This is a genomic window from Uliginosibacterium sp. 31-12 (assembly GCF_030548425.1).
Classification (GTDB): Bacteria; Pseudomonadota; Gammaproteobacteria; order Burkholderiales; family Rhodocyclaceae; genus Uliginosibacterium; species Uliginosibacterium aquaticum.
Window position 1 is genome coordinate 832888 of the sequence record NZ_JAUOOA010000001.1, and the last position, 22650, is coordinate 855537.

Sequence of the window (22650 nt, forward strand, 5' to 3'; positions counted from 1 at the left end):
GGTTCATGGATAAAGCGACAGACCGAACCTGTCCGATACCTGCCTTGAAGTCCATCAGCGTGATGTCATGGCTCGCGCAAAGCGCTCAAGGTCACCCGTGGAGTTTTGGACGACCAAGTCCAACAGATGCTCCACCCACCCTGAAATGTAGAGCAGCTTAGCCCTGCTCTCCCATGAACGCCTCCGCCCAGCGCCCCACGCGCGGCAGGCAGGCGCGCATGGCGGCTTGCTGTTCGGGTATTTCGAAGTAGCCGGCTTCGTGCAGGTAGGGAAAGCGCATGCGGCCGACGTCCTGCGCGTCGTGACCAAGATCGACTAGGCGGCCGGCGATGCGGTTGTACTGGTGTTCGTAATGCCCTTCGATGCTGCCGCCGAAGACGATGCGCATGAACTGGGAGCCGTACTTGCAGGCGCCGGAGAGGTCTTCCGGGCGCAGGGCCTGGCGCTCGCTGGCGAAGGCGCACCACTGGCGGAAGACGAACTCCTTGGCATGGGCGAAGTGCTGATAGTCGTAGGCCAGCAGTCCACAGTGTTCGTCGATGAGGCTCATGGCGTTTTCGCTCGGGCGCGCATTCAGCGGTAGCCTTCTTCGCGCAGTACTTGCTGCACGACAGGACGGCTGCGCATCAGGGTGTAATGCGCGGAAAGCCTGAGGGGCAAGGGGATGTCCAGTTTGTCAGCCCAGAACTCAACATAGAACAAGGCCGGGTCGGCAATCGAGAACTCGCCGGCCGCGTAAGGCCCGATAAGCTGGGTGTCGAGAATGGCAAAGGCCTTGTCGACAATCGCCCGACCCTGCTCCTGGAGGGCTTCCTTGCCGCTGCCTGCAAAACCCTCAGCATTGAAGAGGCGTGCAAAGCCCTGACCGTGTACGGTGCCCACTACATAGGCAAGGACTTCCATGACCCGTGCGGCAGCCAGCGTATCTTCAGGCATGAGCCGGGCACGGGGATGACGGCGTGCGAGCCAGTAGGAGATGGCGATGTAATCGGTGAGGGACTGCCCATCGTCCAGCACCAGCGTCGGGATGCTGCCCTTGGGATTGAGCGCCAAATAATCGGGGTGCAGATGCTGGCCGGCCGGGATGCTGATGATCCACGCTTCGAAGGGCAGCCCCAGCTCCTCAAGCAGGATGTGGATACCGGTGGTGCAGGACCCGGGCGCCATGTAGAGCTTCATGCGGAGGCCTCGCTGAAGCGCATGATCTGTGGCTCTTCATCGGCAAAGGTAACAATGGCTTCCTGCAGCCTCAGCTCACTGTCGTATGTGTAACGATGCGTCATTTCTACTTCGCCATAGACGATTTTTTCGACCCGTATCAGGGCGCCCTGTGCATCATATTCGGCGCGGAACCAGGTGTTGCGGTTGCGCAGGGCCGCTTCCGGCAACTCTTCAACGAGTTGCAGTGGCAGGCGTACGCCTGAGTAGGAAAGGAAGAAGCGCGGGCTCATGTTGCCGTTCCACAAGGGCTCACCCGCGCGGCACAGCCTTCTGCAGGCGCGGGGGCTGTTGGTGTGCCGATCAGATGGCCGCGCTGCCATGTTTCATCGAAGCCCACCAGGCAGCAGCCATCTTCCAGGCTAAGCAGTGGGCGACGGATCAGGAGTGGTTGGGCCAGCAATGCGGCAAGGGCCTGTTCGGCCGAGAGCTGCTCCGGCTGGATCAGTCCATCACGCACCGCGGGCGCCGCGCGATTGAACCAGTCGGCTACCGGCAATGGCGCCAGAAAGGCCAGCAGGCGCTCGGGCGTCCAGGCCCAGTGCAGCAGATCACGCACTTCAAGCGTGTGACCGGCAGCCGTCAGCCAGGCTTTCTGTTTTGCATTGCCGCCGCAGCCCGGCTTTTCGTAGAAGACGATGTGGGCCATCAGCTTCTCCCGCCGATGGGCGTGTGCAGAGAGAGCAATTGTCGCGTTTGTACTTCGATGCGATGGCGCACGTCAGGATCGATGCGGCGGATCCATTGGCGCGGAAACGCCCGGGTGCCATAACGGGCGCCCGCCAGCATGCCAACGAGGGCGCCAGTGGTATCAGCGTCATCCCCGCGATTGACCACGGCGATCAGGCTGTTCTCGAAGTCTTCGTGATTGAAGAAGTGGTAGAGCACGGTCTGCACGGTGTCCACCACATAGCCGGTGGCACGGCCGCGATAGGCCTGGATGGAGAAACGTGGCTCGAGGGTAAAGAACTCATCGGCGATGGCCTGCACGACGGCCATGCCCTCACCGCGCAGGAGGGCGGCCGTCATGCGTGCAAGGGCCACATTGGCCAGATCGGACAAAGGATGGCCGTGGGTGATACGCCCCTGCGCGAGGCTGTAATCGATCAGGGCCTGCTCGTTGTTCAGGAAACCCAGCACCACCGGCAGATTGCGCATGACCGCGCCGTTGCCCGCATCACCTTCGTTGAAGGCGGCCACGAGGCTGCCCTCCTGCATGTAGCGGCGGATACCGCGCCGGCAGGTGTTGCCACAATCCACCGGCTTGCTGCGCAGCCAGCCCACAAAGTGCTCGGCCACCTCAGTGAGATCCCAGCCGCGTGCCGTCACAATGGCATCCCCAAGCGCAAGCGCCATGGTGGTGTCGTCCGTCACCTGACCGGGCCTCAGGCGCAGCCAGCCACCGCCAATGATCTCGCGGTGGGTGCCGTACTTGGACATGATCTCGCGTGGCGTCATGAATTCCACCGTGGCGCCCAGCGCGTCACCGATGGCCAGGCCCAGATAGGCGCCGAGCGCACGATCGAGCAGGGACAGCGGTGGCGCACCGGCGGCGGCAGATTGATCCAGCAAGGCTTCAGCCATTCATGACTCCTGACTCATGGGGCTGACACATGCGAAGCAAGCATAGCGAGCGGTTCAAGGTCGAAGCGAGGAGCAGAAACGTAGTGGGTACGCTGATCACCGGAGCTTCGAGATTGAGCCGCGCAGGAGCTTGATTCGCGTGTGTCCTAGACGGGACGGTTTTCGTAGGGATTGCGCACCGGCCCCATGGTGGCCACCAGCTCGTCATACGTGCTCTTGATGAATTTGCGGTCGCCCACGAACTTCACGCCCGCATTGACCACTGCATCGAGCTTGCCGCCGGTGTCCATCTTCTTGAGCTCATTCTTCTCCAGGTAGAGCAGCTCGAGCGTTTCGTTGTACACCGTGGCTTCGTCGATCGGCAGGATGTAGAAGGTGGCGCCGGCATAGTCGATAACGTACTTCTTCGACAGATCGATGTTGTCGCAGAAGAGGATGTACTTGCCTGCGGGCGACAACGCTTCGCCCAGCACTTCGGCAAGCAGCTTGAGGTAGCCGAAGGAGAGCAGGAAGCCGGCAAGAAAGATGAAATGCGGCTCGCCTTCGTTGGCGGCAGCCATGACCTGCTCGCAGCACTTCTCAGGCGGGCGCTTCTCATCGGCCATCTTGGGCTGAAACTCAATGGCGATGTCGCCACGGAAGCCGAAGCGTCCGGGGACGGCCGTAGCGCCCTTGAACACGCCATTGAGCAGGCGTTCCTCGGCTTCGAGCACGCCGAACGCGGTCTTATCGATCGTTGTCATGGTGATTCTCCTGTTGGTTGCGAATGAAATCCGCGGTTTTGAAAAAGGCTGCTTCGAGTTGCGTCCTGAGCTCTGCATCGGTCACGACTTCATTCAGGGCGGCGCGCATGCAGTTCATCCAGGCATCGCGTGCCGCCACTCCGAGCGGGAATTCCATGTGGCGCATGCGCAGGCGCGGATGGCCGCGCATGGCCGAATAGTCTTTGCTGCCGCCCATCCATTCGACGAGGAACAGCTCCAGCACTTTCCTCACCGGAGTTAGATCGGCCGGGTGCATGGCGCGGATGGCAGCCGCCTCGGGCTGCGTATCCATGTGGTGATAGAAGCGCTCAGCCAGCAGGGCGATCGGTTCGGCTCCACCGATACGCTCGAAATGCGTCGCCCGCGCGTTGCCGGTGACCGCTACGGGCTGGATCAGTGAAGGCTGGGCGTGCATTTGGGTTTCCTCTCGACCTGGCTATGCCCTGCCCTCAGCAAGTGTCATACCCGCAGGGCTCAATGCCTGAGTGCGTGCGGCGCGCGTGCGAAACGGAGCACTTCAGATACGACACACAGCGAAATGACACTCCTTTCATTCGAGCGGTGTGGCGGCGTGAATGTCAGCTTTGTCGATATCCGGAAATGACTTCGCCGGCACCACGAAGAACTTCCGAAACGACCATTTGGCAAGCTTTTCAAGAAATCCGTGAAAACTTGGCACGCCAGTTGCTGAATGGTCCTCGCACCGACCATGTCTCGCCAACAAGTCGCTTACTTTGAAGAGCAAAAAAGGCGCGAGGGGCTGCATCCGGGGCACGGTAGATCGACTGCTTGTCCGACGTTCCCAACAGAGGACATTTTTCGATTGCAGCAACATCACTGCTCAACGATTCAGGAGAAACAACATGTCAGACCTTCGTCAGATTGCCTTCTACGGCAAAGGTGGGATCGGCAAATCCACCACCTCGCAAAACACGCTGGCCGCGCTTGCGCAAATGGGCCAGAAAATCCTCATCGTCGGCTGCGACCCCAAGGCCGACTCCACCCGCCTGATCCTGCACGCCAAGGCACAGGACACCATCTTGTCGCTGGCCGCGGAAGCCGGTTCCGTGGAAGACCTGGAACTGGAAGATGTCATGAAGGTGGGTTATCGCGACATCCGCTGCGTTGAATCCGGTGGCCCGGAGCCGGGCGTGGGCTGCGCCGGCCGCGGTGTAATCACCTCGATCAACTTCCTCGAGGAAAACGGCGCTTACGACGGCATGGATTACGTGTCGTACGACGTGCTGGGTGACGTGGTGTGTGGCGGCTTCGCCATGCCGATCCGCGAAAACAAGGCGCAGGAAATCTACATCGTCATGTCTGGCGAAATGATGGCCATGTACGCCGCCAACAACATCTCCAAGGGTGTTCTGAAGTACGCCAACTCCGGTGGCGTGCGTCTGGGTGGCCTGATCTGCAACGAGCGTCAGACCGACAAGGAACTGGAACTGGCCGAAGCACTGGCCGGCAAGCTGGGCACCCGCCTGATCCACTTCGTGCCGCGCGACAACATCGTTCAGCACGCCGAGCTGCGCCGCATGACCGTGATGGAGTTCGCTCCGGATTCCAAGCAGGCAGGCGAATACCGCACGCTCGCCGAGAAGGTTCATGCCAACAAGGGCAACGGCATCATCCCGACGCCGATCACCATGGACGAGCTCGAAGACCTGCTGATGGCCCACGGCATCATGAAGCAGATCGACGAATCGCAAGTGGGCAAGACGGCTGCCGATCTGGCCGCCTGAGGACCGAGAGTCGAGGGTCGGGAGCCTTGCCGCAGGCGGGCTCCCGGCTTCCGCCGGCGTAACAAGGTTCTCTTCCCTCTACTCTCGCATTGCGCACAGGAGATGATGAAATGAGCATGACAATCGACGAAAAGAAGGCCCAAAACGCAGCCCTCATTGACGAGGTGCTGAAGGCCTATCCGGAAAAAACCGCCAAGAAGCGCGCCAAGCACCTTAACGTGCATGAAGAAGGCAAGCCGGACTGCGGCGTGAAATCGAACATCAAGTCCCTGCCGGGCGTGATGACCATCCGCGGCTGCGCGTATGCCGGCTCCAAGGGTGTGGTGTGGGGTCCGATCAAGGACATGATCCACATCTCGCACGGCCCGGTCGGCTGTGGCCAGTACTCCTGGGCCGCCCGCCGCAACTACTACATCGGCGTGACCGGCGTGGACACCTTCGTGACCATGCAATTCACCTCCGACTTCCAGGAAAAGGACATCGTCTTCGGCGGTGACAAGAAGCTGGAAGTCATCATGGACGAGATCCAGCAACTCTTCCCGCTCAACAAGGGCATCTCGGTACAGTCGGAATGTCCGATCGGCCTGATCGGTGACGACATCGAGGCCGTATCGAAGAAGAAGAGCAAGGAATACAACGGCCACACCATCGTGCCGGTGCGCTGTGAAGGCTTCCGTGGCGTATCCCAGTCCCTGGGTCACCACATTGCCAACGACGCGATCCGCGACTGGGTGTTCGACAAGGCCGATCCGGACAAGCGCCCGGACTTCGTTTCCACTCCGTATGACGTAGCCATTATCGGCGATTACAACATCGGTGGCGACGCCTGGTCCTCACGCATCCTGCTCGAAGAAATGGGCCTGCGCGTGATCGCCCAATGGTCGGGCGACGGCACCATCGCCGAGTTGGAAAACACCCCCAAGGCCAAGCTCAACGTTCTTCACTGCTACCGCTCGATGAACTACATCAGCCGTCACATGGAAGAAAAGTATGGTGTGCCATGGGTTGAGTACAACTTCTTCGGCCCGACCAAGATCGAAGAGTCGCTGCGCGAAATCGCCAGCCACTTCGACGACACCATCAAGGCCAATGCCGAGAAGGTGATCGCCAAGTACAAGCCGCTGATGCAGGCAGTGATCGACAAGTACCGCCCGCGCCTGGAAGGCAAGAAGGTCATGCTCTTCGTGGGTGGTCTGCGCCCGCGTCACGTGATTGGCGCCTACGAAGATCTGGGCATGGAAGTGGTCGGCACCGGCTACGAATTCGGCCACAACGATGACTATCAGCGCACCACGCACTACGTCAAGGATGGCACGCTGATCTATGACGATGTCACTGGCTACGAGTTCGAAAAGTTCGTCGAGAAGGTCAAGCCTGATCTGGTCGGCTCGGGCATCAAGGAAAAGTACGTGTTCCAGAAGATGGGCGTGCCTTTCCGCCAGATGCACAGCTGGGACTACTCCGGTCCGTATCACGGCTACGACGGCTTTGCCATCTTCGCTCGTGACATGGACATGGCGATCAGCTCGCCGATCTGGGGCCTGTCGAAGGCGCCCTGGAAGAAGTAAGCCCGTGTGAGGAGTGAGGGGAGAGGAGCGGGATAGAGTCCGCGCAACGCCCCTCCTCACTCCCGCCCCCAACTCCTCACTAAATTTTCAGGAGAACTACCATGCCCCAATCAGCCGACAAGGTCATTGACCACGAGAACCTCTTCCGCGAGCCTGAGTATCAGGACATGCTCGCCAACAAGAAGGCCTTCGAGTTCAACCACTCGGACGCCAAGATCCAGGAAATCGTCCAATGGACGAAGACCGAGGACTACAAGCAGAAGAACTTTGCCCGCGAAGGCCTCACGGTCAACCCGGCCAAGGCTTGCCAGCCGCTGGGGGCCGTGTATGTTGCCAACGGCTTCCACAAGACGCTGTCCTTCGTGCATGGCTCGCAAGGCTGCGTGGCGTACTACCGCTCGCACTTCTCGCGCCACTTCAAGGAACCGACCTCCTGCGTGTCTTCGTCGATGACTGAAGATGCAGCCGTGTTCGGTGGGCTCAACAACATGATCGATGGCCTCGCCAACACCTACAACCTTTACCAGCCGGACATGATCGCCGTGTCCACCACCTGCATGGCCGAGGTGATCGGTGACGATCTGAACGCATTCATCAAGACCGCCAAGGAAAAGGGCAGCGTGCCGCAGGAGTTCGACGTGCCCTTCGCCCACACCCCGGCCTTCGTTGGCAGCCATATCACTGGCTACGACAATGCGCTCTTGGGCGTGCTCAAGCACTTCTGGGATGGCAAGGCCGACACCGCACCGAAACTGACCCGCGTGCCGGGCGAAGCCATCAACTTCATCGGCGGCTTCGATGGCTTCGTGGTCGGCAACATGAAAGAGATCAAGCGCATCATGGATCTCTTCGGGGTCGAGTACAACGTCATCTGTGATCCGTCGGAAGTGTGGAACACCCCCACCGATGGTGAGTTCCGGATGTACGAAGGCGGCACCACCAAGGAAACCGTCGAGCGTGCGCTCAACGCCAAGGCAACGATCATCTTCCAGGAATTCTCCTGCGAGAAGACGGCCAAGTTCATCGGTGAGCATGGCCAGGAAGTCGTAGTGCTGAACAGCCCGATCGGCGTTGCCGGCACCGACCGTTTCCTGATGGAGATCTCGCGCCTCACCGGCAAGCCGATCCCGGCCCAGCTGGAAAAGGAACGCGGTCTGCTGGTCGATGCAATGGCTGATAGTCAGGCTCACCTGCACGGCAAGCGCTACGCCCTGTACGGTGATCCGGACTTCCTGCTGGGCCTCTCCGAGTTCCTGCTCGAACTCGGTGCCGAGCCCGCGCATGTGGTGGCGACCAATGGTGAGAAGGACTGGGAAGCCAAGATGAACACCCTGTTCGCCAGTTCGCAATACGGTGCCGCCTGCAAGGCCTACCCGAAGCGCGATCTGTGGCACCTGCGCTCCCTGCTCTTCACCGAGCCGGTGGACTTCCTGATCGGCAACACCTATGGCAAGTACCTTGAGCGCGATACCGGCACCCCGCTGATCCGCATGGTCTTCCCGATCTTCGATCGTCACCACTACCACGTGCGTCCGATCTGGGGTTACGAAGGCGGCATGCGCGTGCTGGTGGATCTGCTCGACGAGTACTTCGAAACGCTGGATGCCAACACCATCGTCGCCGGCAAGACCGACTACTCCTACGACATCATCCGCTGATCACAAGCGGCGCAAAGCGCCGTTTGCCTGAAGCGTTAAAAGCGGGCTATCCATCCGGATAGCCCGCTTTATTTATGGCCTGACGCCTATGCAAGACAGTCTTCATTGAGCAAGACTTTGCCAGCGCCCTGCCCTCATCGCATGGGCTCAGCGTGCGATCCGGATCGCCGGCTGGGGCGGCTGCGTCATGCCGTAGCCCAGGTAGTAATCCACGAAGGTGGATTGCAGGTAGCCCCGCACGGTAAGGCTCAGCCGGTACTCCGGGTTGTGCGCCAGAGTGTAGAAGCGCTTACTGCTCGGCGTGGGGGTGCTGTAGAGCCGCAAGGCGGTGCGATCACTGGTTTCGAGCAGGATCTCTTCGCGCCAGTCGCCCAGCACATCGCCATAGAAGGGCGGAGCCGCTCGCCAGGAGAGGATCACACCGGTCGGGTCGAACAGATGTTGCACCGATTCCGTGGCCGGATCCCACTTGCCGACGTAAGCCGCGCCCTGCTGCGCGCCATCGAGCAGCTCCGAGCCTTCATCACCATCCCACCAGATTCGGAAGTTTGCGCCCGGGGCCTTGTAGGTCAGGCGCTCGCCTTTCACGTTGAAGAGACCGGACGATGGCAGTGTGCTGTCGGTAAGGCTGGTCCAGAATTCATAGCCCGGATGATTCGGATCGATGTCTGCTGCGGAACCACGCGCCACGTCATAGGCAAGCTCGGCCACATAGGGCGGATGCTGGCCCGTGATCAGACGGGTGCCGGACGAAGCATCGTAGAAGTACCACGGGAACTTGCTCCAGATGCCCAGCTCGGATTGCTGGATGCCGAAGCCTTCCAGCCCCGCGTGTGAGGGATCGAAATCGCCGATCTGGAAGCGATCGCCGTGACCCACGCCGTCAACAACGTAACGCAGTGTGCCGTCGCTGTTGAGCGCGTAATTGCCTCCGATGAACTCATCCTTGCCGTCACCATCAAGATCGACCACACGGATCTGGTGAAAGCGCTCCGGTACGGTGGTGACGGTTTTCTCGTTATCCGCAAACCATTTCCAGCGACTGCTCAGTGTCTTGCCATCAAAATCCCACGCCGCGACCATGAAGTGGAAGATCCCCTTCTTGGCCGGCAGGCCACGCGTGGTCAGCTGGGTGACCAGACTCGGATGGACTCCGTCCAGATAGGCAATACCGAATTGCCCGCCGGCCGGACCGTGCTCCAGCAGATCGGTGACCGGCGTGCGCGTGATTTCGGTACCGCTGCTGCCACGGATGACCGAGATGAACTGGTCACTGGCTGCAGTGGAGGTGATCGTACTGCCGTCGGCATAGGTCGTACCGGTAGCGGTACGCACCAGCACTTCTGCTTTGCCATCGCCATCCAGATCGAACACGGTCAGCATGTCATCGTTGCGGTAGCCGGCGATATTTCCAAAGCCACTGATCGAGGCTGGCGGCGAATCATTGGCACCGATGCCGGCCGCCTGGGTATAGGAATTCCCCCCCATATCCACCCGCCACAGGAAACCATTTTCCAGCGAGTAGGCCTCGACATAGCAAGGTAGCCCTGACTTGTCGTTATAAGGCAGACGCGCCACGACAAACTCATAGCGCCCGTCCCCATCCAGATCCGCCGGCCACGCGTGCTGCACGTAATAATCGGCCGGCACTCCGGTCGGTACAGCCTTGAGCGGAATGTTCAGATAGCCGTTCTCGAGCTTGAGGGCGGGCTTGCTAGCTGCCAGCACGCGACGCAAATCAAAGATCGCCCGTACGCTGTAGTTCCCTTCGCCAGCAGTTTCATCCAGGAAGTTGGTGCGGTCCGTAATCGGAGCGGAGTTCAGGCGCTGGCCGTTCTTGTAGACGTTGAAAGCCACATCAGCGCCGTACTCCGTGCCAAGCAAACGCCACGAAAGCTGCCATCCGGTGCCGGAGCGAACCGCTATCAGGCCGCGATCAAGTTTCTCCACCAGACGCGAGCTGGCGCGCTGATAGATCGCGCCCGTGGTTTCGCTCTCAACGCTGTCGTTGTACACCAGCGCGGCCGATGAAGCGCTGCTGGAAGAGATTTCTGAAGCACCGGAAGAGGATGTGGCGGCGCTTGAAGAAGAAGCCGTCGAGCTGCCGGAGGCGGCTGCTGAAGTGGCGGCGGAAGTGCTGGCAGCTTCTCCGCTGGTTTTGTCTGTAGTGCCCCCACCGCAAGCGGCCAGCAATGACGAGAACAAGACGGAAACAAGGAGAGGTCGGGAGAGTGGATGCAGGCTCATTGTATGAATCTCAGGGCAAATAAAGTCCCGGGCAGCCTGGCGAACCAGGCTGCCGGAATGGATACAGCGGGGGTTGGTGCGTCTAGCGGGCGACGACCGAGAAGCCGGACAGCTTCCAGTGACTCACGGTGGTGCGGAAACCGAACCAGCCGGAGAGGAAGGGCGTGGCGTCTGCGTAGCTGAACACGAGCTTGTCATTGGCATACCACTTGAGGGTTGCCGGATCGCTGGCAGTGGCGGCACGCGACACCACACGCACCTGGACCGGGGTATTGGCGACCAGGCTGGTGGCGGCTGTCATGTCACCAGCAGTGTCGTCGGCGGTTCGGCTGGCAGCCGTGGCATAGCCGGTGATCTGCGGTCGGGTGGCGGTTCCGTCATAGCGGCGCAAACGCGTGGTGGTATTGCTGTTGGCGCCGAAACCAACGTAATACAGCGTCAGCGGGTTATAGGAAGCCAGCTTGCCATCCAGCGTCAGATGGGTCGGGTCCGGATCACTACCGGTGGGCACAACCGCGTTCCAGAACATGTTCAGATCGGAAATGCGCTCCGTGTAGGTTTTGCCATTCACCGTCACCGTGTAAGGAATCGGCGTGGCCGTAAAGCGGATCTCATAGTCACCCGAGAATTTCTGTTTGAACCACAGCGTGGCTCCGGCAGGCTGGACAATATCAAGCACGCCATTGGCGGCGGTCACCGTACCGGTAGCGTCCTCCTGCTCCACCTTCCACAGGCTCAGGCCCTGGGTGAAATCATCCGAGGCCAGCACGCTCACCGAGCTGCTGGAGGAGGATAGACCGCTCGAAACTGCGGCGCTGCTGGCGGCTGAAGAAGACTTGCTGCTAGACGCCACGGATGCGCTGCTGGCAGCCAGACTTGAAGAGGATGACGACACTGCTTCCGGACTCCTTTCATCACTGCCGCCACCGCACGCTACAACGCTCAGGCAGAGAGAGGAAATCATCAGAATTTTTGCAAGGAATACAGACTCCCTGGATAAGGACATTACCAACCTTTCGAAGATTTAATAGTCAGAAACAAAATCAAATTGAATCGACATTTAAACCCACGAAAAAGCCAGCACTAAATACTTAAAGAATTGAAAGATATTCAATCCATGGGAGCTTTATCCATATTCGAATAAGCATTTATCCATTTACATGGATAAGCGTGATTCAGGAGTGAATATTCAAGAAAAGAAACTCCAGCCAGTTTTGAAAGCGTGGTGCCCGAGCGGGAGGTCGGAGATGTGTACAGGGACAGGAACGAAACCAGAATCCATAACCCGCCCATTGCAAGCCGTGTTGATACGCAGCCAATGCGCAGGCACGGCATCCAGGCCGGTCGCCGAAAGTTCAGGGCGCTGGCACGCCCAGCAGCGTCAGCAGTCCGTTCTGATCAAGAATGGAAACACCCAGCTCCTGAGCCTTGGCGAGTTTGGAGCCCGCTTCGGCGCCGGCCACAACGTAGCTGGTCTTCTTCGATACCGAGCCACTGACTTTGCCGCCCTGCGCTTCGATCAGCGCCGTGGCCTGCTCACGGCTCAGCGTGGGTAAGGTGCCGGTCAGTACGAAGGTCTTGCCGGCCATGGGCGCTACGCCTGCATCCTGTTGTGGCGCTGCCGCTAACATCCGGCTGCAATAAGCCTCAAGCGCACGCAACTCATCGGGCTTGCCGGGCATGGCCAGCCATTCGGCGAGCGCTGCGAGTACATCAGCCGGCAAATCCAGCGCAGAGAGCTCGATAGGCGTCAAAGCAGCCAGCGCAGAGAGGCTGCTGACCTGGGCTGCGAGCTGCTGGGCGCGCACCGGGGTCAGACGGCGGATATCGAGACGCGTCAGCAACTCGATCATCGTTAATTGCTGAGCCAGGCGCGCCGAGGGCGGGTGTTCATCAACCGGTGTTACGCCAGCACGCACCAGCTCGTCCAGCACGCGTTCGTTATTGGGCTCGGCAAAGAACTCATGCAGGGAATCCGCCACCACCCCGCCAATGTCCGGCAGGCAGGCAAATACCGCACGTGGCGCACGGCGTACGTTCTCCAGCGACCCCAGCCACTCAGCCAGAGTCTTCGCAGTGGACTCTCCGACATGCCGGATACCCAGCGCGAATAGCAGGCGCGCCAAGGGCGGACGCTTGCTGGCGGCAATCGCATCAATCAGGTTTTCGGCCCACTTCGTGGCAACCTTGCCCTGCTGCACGGTTTCTGGTGTCACGCCATCGCGCTCGTCCGCGCGGCGTTTCATCTCAAGCAGATTGTCGAGGGTCAGGGCATAAAGGTCGGCAATCCGCTCGATATAGCCCAACTCGACCAGGGACTCGATGTAGCGCTCACCCAAGCCGTCGATATCCATCATGCGGCGACCGGCAAAATGCATGATGGCCTGGGCACGCTGGGCGCGGCAGGCCAAGCCGCCGGTACAACGCGCGATGGCTTCGCCTTCTTCGCGCACCACATGGCTGCCGCAGACCGGGCAATTCGTCGGCATGATGAACTCGCGCTCGGCGCCGCTGCGACGCTCGGCGACGGACATGACCACTTCAGGGATGACGTCCCCTGCCCTGCGCACGATGACCCAGTCACCGATCTTCAGATCCTTGCGCCGCAACTCGTCTTCGTTGTGCAGCGTGGCATTAGTGACGGTCACCCCGCCCACGAACACCGGCTTGAGGCGGGCGACCGGCGTGATCGCGCCGGTACGGCCAACCTGCACCTCGATATCCAGCAGCTCGGTAAGCTCTTCCTGCGCCGGGTACTTGTGGGCCACAGCCCAGTGAGGCTCGCGATTGCGAAAACCCAGTTCGCGCTGCAAGGTCAGGCTGTTGACCTTGTAGACGATACCGTCGATGTCGAAGGGCAGGCTGTTGCGTAGTGCTGCGATGCGGGCGTGAAAAGCCACCAGACCTGCCGCGCCACTTGCCACACAGCGATGTTCACACACAGGCAGGCCAAAGCTAGCTAGCGTATCGATGAGTGCGGCATGCGTCAGCGGTGCATCCTGCCAGCCTTCAATCGCGCCCACGCCATAGGCAAAAAAAGATAAGGGGCGCTGTGCGGCAACATACGGATCCAGCTGCCGCACCGCACCAGCGGCGGTGTTTCTCGGATTGACGAAGGTTTTTTCACCCAGCTCGCGCTGGCGAGTATTCAGGCGCTCAAAGTCGTCACGCCGCATGTAGACCTCGCCGCGCACTTCCAGCAAGGCGGGCGGCCGCCCCTGCAGGCGCAGTGGAATACAGCCTACCGTGCGGATGTTGTGGGTCACGTCTTCACCGACCTCCCCATCCCCACGCGTGGCAGCCTGTACCAGCACACCATGCTCATAACGCAGGTTGATCGCCAGCCCATCAAACTTCAGCTCGGCGGCGTATTCGATCGCAGCCTCATGCGCTTCAAGCCCCAGCTTGCGCCGCACACGACCGTCGAACGCCTCGGCGCCTGCCGGAGTGGTGTCGGTTTCCGTTTCGATGGAAAGCATCGGCACGGCGTGGCGAACAGGGGTGAGTTCCTTCAGTACCGGACCACCCACGCGCTGGGTGGGCGAGTCGGGCGTACGCAGTTCGGGCTGTGCACGCTCGAGCGATTGAAGCTCACGGAACAGGCGGTCGTACTCGGCATCCGGCACCAACGGCGCATCGAGTACGTAGTAGGCATGGGCGTAGCGGTTGAGCTGATCGCGTAATTCGGCTGCGCGCGCCGCGTCGTCAGCCTGCGAGAACAGGTCCATCGAAACGCCTCAGGAAAACAGGCGCAGGGCGATCAGGCTGCCAGCCGGCATGGACTGGCGCTCCATCTGCAGCTCGAACTGGCCGATCTGGCTGCGGATCAGCTGAATCGAGCGTTCGGTAAGCGGATTGCGGTTGTCATCGACCAGCACACCACCAAGGGAATCCGCCAGATGCTGGGCAAGACGCACCATGCGCTCGAAAGTGGATGCTGGGTTCAGGGCGCGCGGCACGTCCAGCACAAGAGTCAGACCCGGTGTTTGCAGATGCTTCAATTGCTCCACCGAGAACAGCGTGTTTTCCTGGTTGGCCAGTACGAACTGCCCGAGGCCTGCATCATCAAGGGCGTGATAGCACCCATCGTTGCCCAGTTGCAGACCAGCAGCTTCGGCCAGACCGCGAATCTTGGTGCCGGCAAAGGGGGCTGCCGCGCTGACCACATTCACCGCGATCTGGATATCTACTTCGGAGCTGAACTGGTCGATTTCATGAGCGCGGGCCAGTGTGTCGGCCTTAGCCGGCAGGCGTGGCACGGCCAGGAACTGATCGCAGACACGCGCCAGGCGTTCATTGAAACGATCCAGCTCTTTTTCCGTCAGCGCGCCGCGGCGGTCCGCCAGTTGCAGGGTGACGCAGGCGCGATTGATGCTGCCTGGCGTGCGCGCGTCGATCTCGAACCATTCGTTGTCGTTGTCATTCCAGCCGAACCAGGCCAAGTTGCGCTGGTTGCCGGAGAGCGCTTCCTGTTGAGCGGTATACAAGGCAGAGGCGGAAACTCCCGCGGGCGCCTCTATGCTCACGGCGCAGTCAATGGCCTGCAGTTCCCAGGGCAGCGAAGGCTCTTGCTGACGCGGCAGTACCGATGCTCGGGCTGCCATGGCGGGTGTATCACTGCCGCGGCTGGCCGCGCTGGGAATATCTCTCTGCAGACCGGGTTCCATACGCCCCCCGGGCGCCGGTGGAATCACGGCTTCAGCATCACCGTCGAGCAGCACATCGTGATGGGTCGAGCGGAAGGCCTGCTCGGCAGTCTTGCGGGCGCGGCGCTCCTGCCACAGGTTGTAGATCACCAGGGCAAGAATGGCGATTACGCTGAGACCGATCAAACCGTATTGCAGTTCGTTTCCAGACATCATGAAGGCTTGGCTGTTGGTTTGTGCAATAAGGGCGGCATTATCGCATCAAGCGGCCGCAGGCTGGGCAAGCTTGAGCGCCTCTTCCATGTCCACTTCGACCACCCGGGAAACGCCCTGCTCCTGCATCGTGACCCCGACAAGCTGCTGGGCACGCTCCATGGTGATCTTGCTGTGGCTGATGAAGATGAACTGCGTAACGGAAGACATGTGCCGCACCATCTCGCAATACCGTTCGGTATTGGTATCGTCCAGAGGGGCATCCACCTCATCGAGCATGCAGAACGGAGCCGGATTGAGCTGGAACATTGCAAACACCAGCGCAATCGCGGTGAGCGCCTTTTCTCCGCCGGAGAGCAGGTGGATGGATGTGTTTTTCTTGCCGGGTGGCTGGGCCACGATCTGCACGCCAGCGTCGAGAATTTCATCGCCGGTCATCACCAGTTGAGCCTGCCCACCACCGAAAAGGCGCGGGAAAAGTTCGCTGAAGTGCTTGTTGACCGTGTGGAAGGTGGCTTGCAGCTGCTCGCGGGTGTCGCGGTCGATGCGGCGGATGGCGTCCTCCAGCGTACCGATGGCGCGCATCAGATCGTCGTACTGCAGATCAAGAAAGTGCTTGCGTTCGCGTGAGGACTCCAGCTCGGCCAGCGCAGCGAGATTCACTGCGCCCATCTCGGCAATTTCGCGCCCGAGCCGGCTCACTTCGCGGCTCAGCGCGACTTCCTTGATGTCAGCCATGACGGTTTCTTCCAGTGGCAGGATTTCGGCGCCCAACTCCCCGAGGCGCTCTGCCGCCTGGGTGGAACCCAGCTCAGCCGCCTGGTGCTTCAGACGCAAGTCGGCCAGCTGTTCTCGCAGCGGCCCCAGCGCCTGTTCGCAGCGCACGCGAATTTCGTCCAGCTGCTTGATGTGCTGCCCGGCACGCTCCAGCTCCTCACGGCGCAGCGCAAGCGTAGCTTCGCGCTGGCGGCGGAGGTCCAGCGCGGTCTGCAGCGATAATTGCAAGGCTGCGTCATCAAGGTTTTCCTGCTCGGAACTCAATTGCAACCGTTCCTCAGCCAGCTTTTCAAGCTGCGCCAGAGCCAGCTCGGCATTGCGGCGCTGCTCATCGAGACGGGCGTTGCTGTCGCGCGCGGCAAACTCGGCTTCATGCCGCAGGCGCTGCGAAGCGGCAAGCTGCTCGCGTGCGACGCGCAAAGCAGCCTCCGCTAGGCTGCTGCGGGCCGTCGCCTCCTGCTGCGAATCCTGCTGGGCAAGCAAGCGTTCCTCGGCCGAGGCACTGGCAAGCTCAGCCTCTTCCAGATGGCTATGCTCGATACCTTCCTGTTTGAGCAGTTCGGCCGCCTCGAGCGCCAGCTTTTCCATGCGTTCGGTATGTCGTGCCTGTTCCTGCTGAGCCTTGACGAAGGCCAGCTGGCGCTCATGCAGACGCGATTGCAGACTCTGAACGGTGCGACGTCCCTCACTCAACGCCTGCTGCAGCGCCTGCAAACGCACTTCTGCCGCCTGCTGTGCAGCACGAGCAGCCTCTTGCGCGGCTTCGGCGGGCTCAAGCTCCGCCTCCAGCAACTCGATTTCGCGCTGACGTTCAATGGCACCATGGGTCCGCGCATCCGGCGCAAACAGGCTCAGGCTACTGCTGGAAAGCATCTGCCCAGCAGGAGTCACCAGGGTCACCCCCGCCGGCAGCACAGAGCCGGCAGCCAGCCACGTATCGAGTGCCGGCACGGCATAGGCACCATCCAGCCAGTGCGAGAGCAGCGCTGCAAGCTCCGGGCGCTGGCAGCGCAGCTTCTCTTCCAGCAAAGGGGCATCGAACAACGGTGCACGCGGTGCAGGGGCTTGGCCAGCCGCCCGCAATAGGGTTACCGGCGCAGGCGCCGGGGGGCTGAGCAGGCGACAAAAGTCCAGATCAAGCGGCCCGATCGCGCCAATACGCTCACGCAGAACAGCTTCAACAGCCAGCTCCCAGCCCGGCTCCACTTGGAGGGATTGCCACAAGGGGGCCGCATCGGCAAGCCCTGCTTCGCGCAGCCAGCCCGCCAGGTCACCTTGATCACGCAGGCTCGACTGCAGGCCGCGCAGCGCATCCAGTCTGGCCCGCTTTTCCGTCAGGCTGCGGCTGATGCCTTGCAATGCATGGCGACTCGCCTGAACGGCGTTTTCAGCGTCACCCTGCTGAGTCTGCACCTCTCCCTGCTGCAGTTCGGCTTCCTGTTGCTGCGCTATCAGCTCGACTACCTCTGCTTCAAGGGCGTTCAGCGCGGCCGCATCTTCGGGCTGCAAAGCGCCGCGTTCGGCCTCCATGCGCGCCCGACGCTGGGCAAGGGATTCCAGCGCACGCTGGCTTGCCAGGCGCCGGGTCTCTTCCACGCGCAGTTGCTGCTCAATCAGGCTCAGATCGCGGCGCACGGCATCCTGGGCGGCAAGCGCTTCACGCCAGCCTTCCTCCGCTTCGGGCAAACGCTCCTCGGCCTCGGCTACCTGCAAAAGTGCCAGCTCCAGCCTCTCCTGCGCGAGCACGCCTTGTTCGGTGAGAACTTCCTGCTGCGTCTGGGCCTGCTGCTGACGGCTGCGCCACAAACTTTCATCCTGCAGCAACTGGCTACCACGCTGCGAGAGGCGGGTATGTGTGTCGCGCAGATTCTTCAGCTCGGCTTCAATACGGCTAACTTCCGCCGTGATGGCAAAAAGCTCAGCCTGCGCCGAACTCACCGCCTCGCTCGTCACCACATGCGCTTCACGAGCGAGGGTGATGCGAGTCTCGGTTTCGACCAGCTTGTGCTGAGCCTCTTCAATGGAACTTTGAGCCTGAGCAATCGTTTCGGCCAGACGGAACTGCTCGACCTGGGCAGTCGTGTGCTTGTAGCGCCAAAGCAGAACCTGTTTCTGGGCCAACTGGGAAGTCAGCTCCTTGTAACGCCGAGCCACTTCAGCCTGCACTTCAAGGCGGTCGATCTGCTGGCCGAGTTCGGCCCGGATGTCTTCCACCCGGGCCAGGTTGTCACGTGCATCGGAGAGCCGGCCTTCGGTTTCGCGGCGGCGCTCCTTGTACTTCGTGACGCCCGCGGCCTCTTCCAGGAAGGCACGAACCTCCTCAGGGCGCGCCTCGATCACCCGCGAAATCATGCCCTGCTCGATGATGGCGTAGGCACGCGGGCCCAAGCCGGTACCGAGGAAGAGATCAATCACGTCCTTGCGGCGCACCGCGACGTTATTGATGAAGTAGTCCGAACCGCCATTGCGGTCCACCTGGCGCTTGACCGAAATCTCGGCGTACTGGGACCACTGGCCTGCAGCCTTGCCATCGGCATTGTCGAAAATCATCTCGACGCTGGCGCGCGACACGGGCTTACGCGAGGTAGATCCGTTGAAAATCACATCCTGCATGGACTCACCCCGCAGGGCCGAGGCCCGCGTCTCGCCCAGCACCCAGCGCACCGCGTCAATCACATTGGATTTTCCACAGCCATTGGGACCGACGATCCCGACCAGCTGACCCGGCGTCAGGATGGTTGTCGGATCGACGAAGGACTTGAAACCGGCGAGCTTGAGCTTGGAGAGGCGCACTTTAGGGAGCGTAACGGAAGGCTAAGGACGGATTCAGGGCAGAACGGCGGGCTATAATAGCACCCGCTCAAGGCTCGCCCGCCTCCAGCCGGCCGGCCTCTCCATCAGACCAAGACCCACTGGCGAAACAATCTTGAACCCCCTGCTCGACCTGCTCCAGCCCTACCCTTTCGAGAAACTGCGCGCCTTGTTCAATGGCGTGAAACCAGTCGATCTACCGGCAATCCGACTATCCATCGGCGAGCCGCAGCATGCCACACCGGATCTGATCTTCAAGGCCATGAGCGACGCTTTCTCAGGGCTGGCGGTATATCCCACAACGGCGGGCACGGACGCTTTGCGTCAGACAATTGCAGACTGGACCATGCGCCGCTATCGACTGCCGGCGCTGGACTGGGCAACGCAGGTTCTGCCGGTCAATGGATCGCGCGAAGCCCTGTTCAGCTTTGCCCAGGCCGTGGTCGATGCCAGCAAGCCTGCAGCGTTGGTGGTGTGCCCGAACCCGTTCTATCAGATCTATGAAGGCGCCGCCCTGCTTGCCGGCGCCCAGCCGGTGTTCCTGAATCAAACACCGGAAAACAATTTTGGCTTCGATCTGGATGCGCTTTCGGCTGACGAATGGGCGCGTGTGCAGCTCTTCTATGTGTGTTCGCCGGGCAATCCGACGGGGCGTGTGCTATCGCTCGATGAATGGAAAGCGCTGTTCGAGCTGTCGGATAAATACGGTTTCGTGATCGCTGCCGACGAGTGCTATTCCGAAATCTACTTCGACGAAGCCCTTCCTCCGCTGGGCGCGCTCGAAGCGGCCAATAAGCTCGGGCGCAGCGGTTTTCCGCGTCTGGTGGTGTTCTCCAGCCTCTCCAAGCGCTCCAACGTGCCGGGCCTGCGCTCTGGTTTCGTGGCGGGCGACGCCAAGGTTCTGGCCGGTTTTCTCAAGTACCGCACCTACCACGGCTGCGCCATGAGCACGACCGTGCAGGCAGCCAGCATCGCCGCCTGGAAGGACGAGGAGCATGTCCGCGCCAATCGCATGATGTACCGCGAGAAGTTTGATGCGCTGGTCCCCCTGCTTTCTCCTGTGCTGGAAGTCAGCCGTCCGGATGCCGGCTTCTATCTGTGGGCGCGCACGGCGGGAGACGATGCCGAATTCGCGCGCGACCTGCTCGCCGCCACCAATGTCACGGTCCTTCCGGGACAATATCTTGCAAGGCAGGCACATGGCCGCAACCCCGGCCAGGGCTTCATCCGCATCGCATTGGTTGCCACCGGGCAGGAATGCCTGACCGCTGCGCAGCGCATCGTGGATCACCTCAAGTAATTTCGTTTACATACACCCTTCACCATCAGGAAAACGCAATGTCCCAACATCCGCTGCAGCCCCTCATCGAAGAAGCCTTCGAACGTCGTGCCGAAATCACCCCGACCGCCTGTGATCCCGTGCTTGCCAAGGCCATCGAGGAAGTGATTGCCGAGCTGGACGCTGGCCGCCTGCGTGTCGCCGAGAAGATCAACGGCGACTGGGTGACTCATCAATGGCTCAAGAAGGCCGTGCTGCTCTACTTCCGCACCCATGACAACGCGGTGATGGACGGTGGCGATGCCGTGCGTTATTTCGACAAGGTGCCGACCAAATTTGCCGGCTATTCTGAGGCTGATTTCCGTGCCGGCGGTTTCCGCGTGGTGCCGAATGCCGTGGCCCGTAAAGGCAGCTACATCGGCAAGAACGTGGTGCTGATGCCGTCCTACGTGAACATCGGCGCCTATGTGGATGACGGTGCGATGGTCGACACCTGGGCCACCGTCGGCTCCTGCGCCCAGATCGGCAAGAACGTGCACCTCTCCGGCGGCGTCGGCATTGGTGGTGTGCTTGAGCCCTTGCAGGCCAACCCGACCATCATCGGCGACAACTGCTTTGTCGGCGCCCGCTCTGAAGTGGTGGAAGGTGTAATTGTTGAAGACAACTGCGTCATCTCGATGGGCGTATATATCGGCAAGAGCACCAAGATCTACGATCGCGCCACCGGCGAAGTCACTTATGGCCGTATCCCGGAAGGCTCGGTTGTTGTCTCCGGCAACCTGCCTTCGGCTGATGGCAAGTACTCGCTTTACTGTGCTGTGATCGTCAAGCGTGTGGATGCTCAGACCCGCTCCAAGACTTCGATCAATGAGCTGCTTCGCGACTAAAATGCTATAAAAAGCGGGAGGCCCGGCGGGCCTCCCGGTCTATCCGGGAGAGGCTTCATGATCTTCGACAAGCTGTTCCAGCTGATGGCCGAGCGCCATGCTTCCGATATCTTCGTATCGGCCGGCGCCCCCATCCATATCAAGATTGACGGGGTTGTCATCCCGATCAATCAGCAGCACATGGAGCCAGCGGTCATCCAGCGCATGGCTTACGAGATCATGAACCCGGAGCAGATCGCGATCTTTGAGCGAGACCGGGAACTCAACATCTCCTTCTCGCGCCGTGGGCTCGGAAATTTCCGCATCAATTTCTTCTGGCAGCGCAACAGCGTTTCAATCGTGGTGCGTTTCATCCAAGGTGAAATCCCCGCCCTGGAAAGCCTCAACCTGCCGCCAGTTCTCTACGACATCATCATGGAGAAACGCGGACTGGTACTGGTGGTTGGTGCAACCGGCTCCGGCAAGTCGACCACCATCGCGTCGATGCTGGACTATCGCAACACCCACGTTTCGGGGCATATCCTGACCGTGGAAGACCCGATTGAATATCTCTTCCGCCACAAGAAATCCGTAGTGAATCAGCGTGAGGTCGGTTTCGACACGCATAGCTGGAATGATGCGCTGAAAAACGCCATGCGACAGGCGCCGGACTGCATCCTGATCGGTGAAATCCGCGATCTGGAAACCATGAAAGCGGCCATCTCCTATGCCCAGTCAGGGCATCTGGTGCTGGCTACCCTGCATGCCAACAACGCTCACCATGCACTGAACCGCATCACCAGCTTCTTCCCGCTTGAAAACCGGCCCCTGCTCTTCCTGGATCTTGCCGTCTCCCTGCGCAGCGTGGTGTCGCAACGTCTCGTCAAGAAGCCGGATGGTTCCCGCGTCCCGGCCGCTGAAATCCTCATGAATACGCGCCACATTGCTGAGCTCATCGAGCGCGGTGAGTTTGGTGACGTGCGCGAGGCCATGGAAAAATCCCTGGCGCCCGGTTCACAGACTTTTGAACAAGATCTCTATCGTCTCTATCGCTCAGAGGTCATTACCCTCGAAGAGGCGCTGGCCAACTCGGATTCTCCGACCAACTTCTCCTGGCTCGTGAATAATGCGCCAACGGAAGAGGAAGCCGCCAAGAAGCCGCTCATGCAACTCGACAGCATTGTTGAATTCGAGCCTGCCGAAGACGATGGCGCCTCCTTCAGTTCGTTTACCCTGCACATGGACGAAACGAGCTGAGTCTCGCCCCACCCGAA

The 22650-nt window shown here is 60.7% G+C and carries 19 protein-coding genes; 7 read left to right on the forward strand and 12 right to left on the reverse strand.

Features of this window, described 5'->3' with window-relative positions:
• Positions 1-157: 157 nt before the first annotated feature.
• The 7 genes from Q3Y64_RS03945 to Q3Y64_RS03975 form a co-directional block, all read right to left on the reverse strand.
• Positions 158-550, reverse strand: a complete 393-nt coding sequence (locus Q3Y64_RS03945) for a transcriptional regulator (protein ID WP_101943732.1) — start codon at positions 548-550, stop codon at positions 158-160.
• A gap of 23 nt (positions 551-573) precedes the next feature.
• The gene (locus Q3Y64_RS03950; protein WP_303560190.1) at positions 574-1179 is read right to left on the reverse strand and encodes a glutathione S-transferase family protein; all 606 of its coding nucleotides are present in this window, start codon (positions 1177-1179) and stop codon (positions 574-576) included.
• A complete protein-coding gene (locus Q3Y64_RS03955) occupies positions 1176-1451 on the reverse strand; it encodes a DUF6156 family protein (RefSeq protein ID WP_303560191.1) in 276 nt (91 codons plus the stop codon). Before Q3Y64_RS03955 ends, Q3Y64_RS03950 begins: the two co-directional genes overlap by 4 nt.
• Complete coding sequence (locus Q3Y64_RS03960; RefSeq protein ID WP_303560192.1) at positions 1448-1867, reverse strand: ArsC/Spx/MgsR family protein; 420 nt, start codon at positions 1865-1867, stop codon at positions 1448-1450. Before Q3Y64_RS03960 ends, Q3Y64_RS03955 begins: the two co-directional genes overlap by 4 nt.
• Positions 1867-2802 (reverse strand): ADP-ribosyl-[dinitrogen reductase] hydrolase, encoded by a 936-nt coding sequence (gene draG, locus Q3Y64_RS03965; RefSeq protein ID WP_303560193.1) that lies wholly within the window; start codon positions 2800-2802, stop codon positions 1867-1869. The genes Q3Y64_RS03960 and draG overlap by 1 nt, the downstream gene beginning before the upstream one ends.
• A 146-nt stretch (positions 2803-2948) precedes the next feature.
• Positions 2949-3545, reverse strand: coding sequence for a hypothetical protein (locus tag Q3Y64_RS03970; protein ID WP_101943740.1), 597 nt, complete (start codon positions 3543-3545; stop codon positions 2949-2951).
• Complete coding sequence (locus Q3Y64_RS03975) at positions 3529-3981, reverse strand: group II truncated hemoglobin (RefSeq protein ID WP_303560194.1); 453 nt, start codon at positions 3979-3981, stop codon at positions 3529-3531. Before Q3Y64_RS03975 ends, Q3Y64_RS03970 begins: the two co-directional genes overlap by 17 nt.
• A gap of 448 nt (positions 3982-4429) precedes the next feature.
• On the opposite strand from Q3Y64_RS03975, the gene nifH reads away from it, so the two are divergent.
• From nifH to nifK, 3 genes are all read left to right on the forward strand, one after another.
• A complete protein-coding gene (gene nifH / locus Q3Y64_RS03980; RefSeq protein WP_101943745.1) occupies positions 4430-5311 on the forward strand; it encodes a nitrogenase iron protein in 882 nt (293 codons plus the stop codon).
• A 110-nt stretch (positions 5312-5421) separates the two neighbouring features.
• On the forward strand, positions 5422-6879 hold the full coding sequence (nifD, locus tag Q3Y64_RS03985; protein WP_101943747.1) for a nitrogenase molybdenum-iron protein alpha chain: 1458 nt from the start codon (positions 5422-5424) through the stop codon (positions 6877-6879).
• 101 nt (positions 6880-6980) lie between these two features.
• Complete coding sequence (nifK, locus tag Q3Y64_RS03990; RefSeq protein ID WP_170023139.1) at positions 6981-8537, forward strand: nitrogenase molybdenum-iron protein subunit beta; 1557 nt, start codon at positions 6981-6983, stop codon at positions 8535-8537.
• 147 nt (positions 8538-8684) lie between these two features.
• On the opposite strand, the gene Q3Y64_RS03995 is transcribed toward nifK, so the two are convergent.
• Entirely contained in the window at positions 8685-10553 is a 1869-nt protein-coding gene (locus Q3Y64_RS03995) for a hypothetical protein (RefSeq protein WP_303560195.1), read from the reverse strand.
• On the opposite strand from Q3Y64_RS03995, the gene Q3Y64_RS04000 reads away from it, so the two are divergent.
• On the forward strand, positions 10546-10791 hold the full coding sequence (locus tag Q3Y64_RS04000; protein ID WP_303560196.1) for a hypothetical protein: 246 nt from the start codon (positions 10546-10548) through the stop codon (positions 10789-10791). The genes Q3Y64_RS03995 and Q3Y64_RS04000 overlap by 8 nt on opposite strands.
• Positions 10792-10866: 75 nt before the next feature.
• On the opposite strand, the gene Q3Y64_RS04005 is transcribed toward Q3Y64_RS04000, so the two are convergent.
• The 4 genes from Q3Y64_RS04005 to smc form a co-directional block, all read right to left on the reverse strand.
• Complete coding sequence (locus Q3Y64_RS04005; protein ID WP_303560197.1) at positions 10867-11637, reverse strand: DUF6250 domain-containing protein; 771 nt, start codon at positions 11635-11637, stop codon at positions 10867-10869.
• Positions 11638-12139: 502 nt separating this feature from the next.
• Positions 12140-14512 (reverse strand): NAD-dependent DNA ligase LigA, encoded by a 2373-nt coding sequence (gene ligA, locus Q3Y64_RS04010; protein WP_303560198.1) that lies wholly within the window; start codon positions 14510-14512, stop codon positions 12140-12142.
• Between the two features lie 9 nt (positions 14513-14521).
• On the reverse strand, positions 14522-15646 hold the full coding sequence (locus Q3Y64_RS04015; protein WP_101943754.1) for a cell division protein ZipA C-terminal FtsZ-binding domain-containing protein: 1125 nt from the start codon (positions 15644-15646) through the stop codon (positions 14522-14524).
• Between the two features lie 45 nt (positions 15647-15691).
• Positions 15692-19213 (reverse strand): chromosome segregation protein SMC, encoded by a 3522-nt coding sequence (gene smc, locus Q3Y64_RS04020; RefSeq protein ID WP_303560199.1) that lies wholly within the window; start codon positions 19211-19213, stop codon positions 15692-15694.
• Between the two features lie 133 nt (positions 19214-19346).
• Between smc and dapC the strand changes: the two genes are divergently transcribed.
• The 3 genes from dapC to Q3Y64_RS04035 are packed head-to-tail and all read left to right on the forward strand — an operon-like array spanning position 19347 to position 22633.
• On the forward strand, positions 19347-20531 hold the full coding sequence (gene dapC / locus Q3Y64_RS04025; protein WP_303560200.1) for a succinyldiaminopimelate transaminase: 1185 nt from the start codon (positions 19347-19349) through the stop codon (positions 20529-20531).
• A gap of 38 nt (positions 20532-20569) precedes the next feature.
• Positions 20570-21397, forward strand: coding sequence for a 2,3,4,5-tetrahydropyridine-2,6-dicarboxylate N-succinyltransferase (gene dapD, locus Q3Y64_RS04030; RefSeq protein ID WP_303560201.1), 828 nt, complete (start codon positions 20570-20572; stop codon positions 21395-21397).
• A 57-nt stretch (positions 21398-21454) separates the two neighbouring features.
• Positions 21455-22633, forward strand: coding sequence for a PilT/PilU family type 4a pilus ATPase (locus Q3Y64_RS04035; RefSeq protein WP_101943761.1), 1179 nt, complete (start codon positions 21455-21457; stop codon positions 22631-22633).
• Positions 22634-22650 lie beyond the last annotated feature (17 nt).

Bases quoted from the DNA above. Each gene is read 5' to 3' on its own strand.
- Q3Y64_RS03945 (WP_101943732.1), bottom strand. From the start codon at position 550: ATGAGCCTCATCGACGAACACTGTGGACTGCTGGCCTACGACTATCAG.
- Q3Y64_RS03950 (WP_303560190.1), bottom strand. From the start codon at position 1,179: ATGAAGCTCTACATGGCGCCCGGGTCCTGCACCACCGGTATCCACATC.
- Q3Y64_RS03955 (WP_303560191.1), bottom strand. From the start codon at position 1,451: ATGAGCCCGCGCTTCTTCCTTTCCTACTCAGGCGTACGCCTGCCACTG.
- Q3Y64_RS03960 (WP_303560192.1), bottom strand. From the start codon at position 1,867: ATGGCCCACATCGTCTTCTACGAAAAGCCGGGCTGCGGCGGCAATGCA.
- draG (WP_303560193.1), bottom strand. From the start codon at position 2,802: ATGGCTGAAGCCTTGCTGGATCAATCTGCCGCCGCCGGTGCGCCACCG.
- Q3Y64_RS03970 (WP_101943740.1), bottom strand. From the start codon at position 3,545: ATGACAACGATCGATAAGACCGCGTTCGGCGTGCTCGAAGCCGAGGAA.
- Q3Y64_RS03975 (WP_303560194.1), bottom strand. From the start codon at position 3,981: ATGCACGCCCAGCCTTCACTGATCCAGCCCGTAGCGGTCACCGGCAAC.
- nifH (WP_101943745.1), top strand. From the start codon at position 4,430: ATGTCAGACCTTCGTCAGATTGCCTTCTACGGCAAAGGTGGGATCGGC.
- nifD (WP_101943747.1), top strand. From the start codon at position 5,422: ATGAGCATGACAATCGACGAAAAGAAGGCCCAAAACGCAGCCCTCATT.
- nifK (WP_170023139.1), top strand. From the start codon at position 6,981: ATGCCCCAATCAGCCGACAAGGTCATTGACCACGAGAACCTCTTCCGC.
- ligA (WP_303560198.1), bottom strand. From the start codon at position 14,512: ATGGACCTGTTCTCGCAGGCTGACGACGCGGCGCGCGCAGCCGAATTA.
- Q3Y64_RS04015 (WP_101943754.1), bottom strand. From the start codon at position 15,646: ATGATGTCTGGAAACGAACTGCAATACGGTTTGATCGGTCTCAGCGTA.
- dapD (WP_303560201.1), top strand. From the start codon at position 20,570: ATGTCCCAACATCCGCTGCAGCCCCTCATCGAAGAAGCCTTCGAACGT.
- Q3Y64_RS04035 (WP_101943761.1), top strand. From the start codon at position 21,455: ATGATCTTCGACAAGCTGTTCCAGCTGATGGCCGAGCGCCATGCTTCC.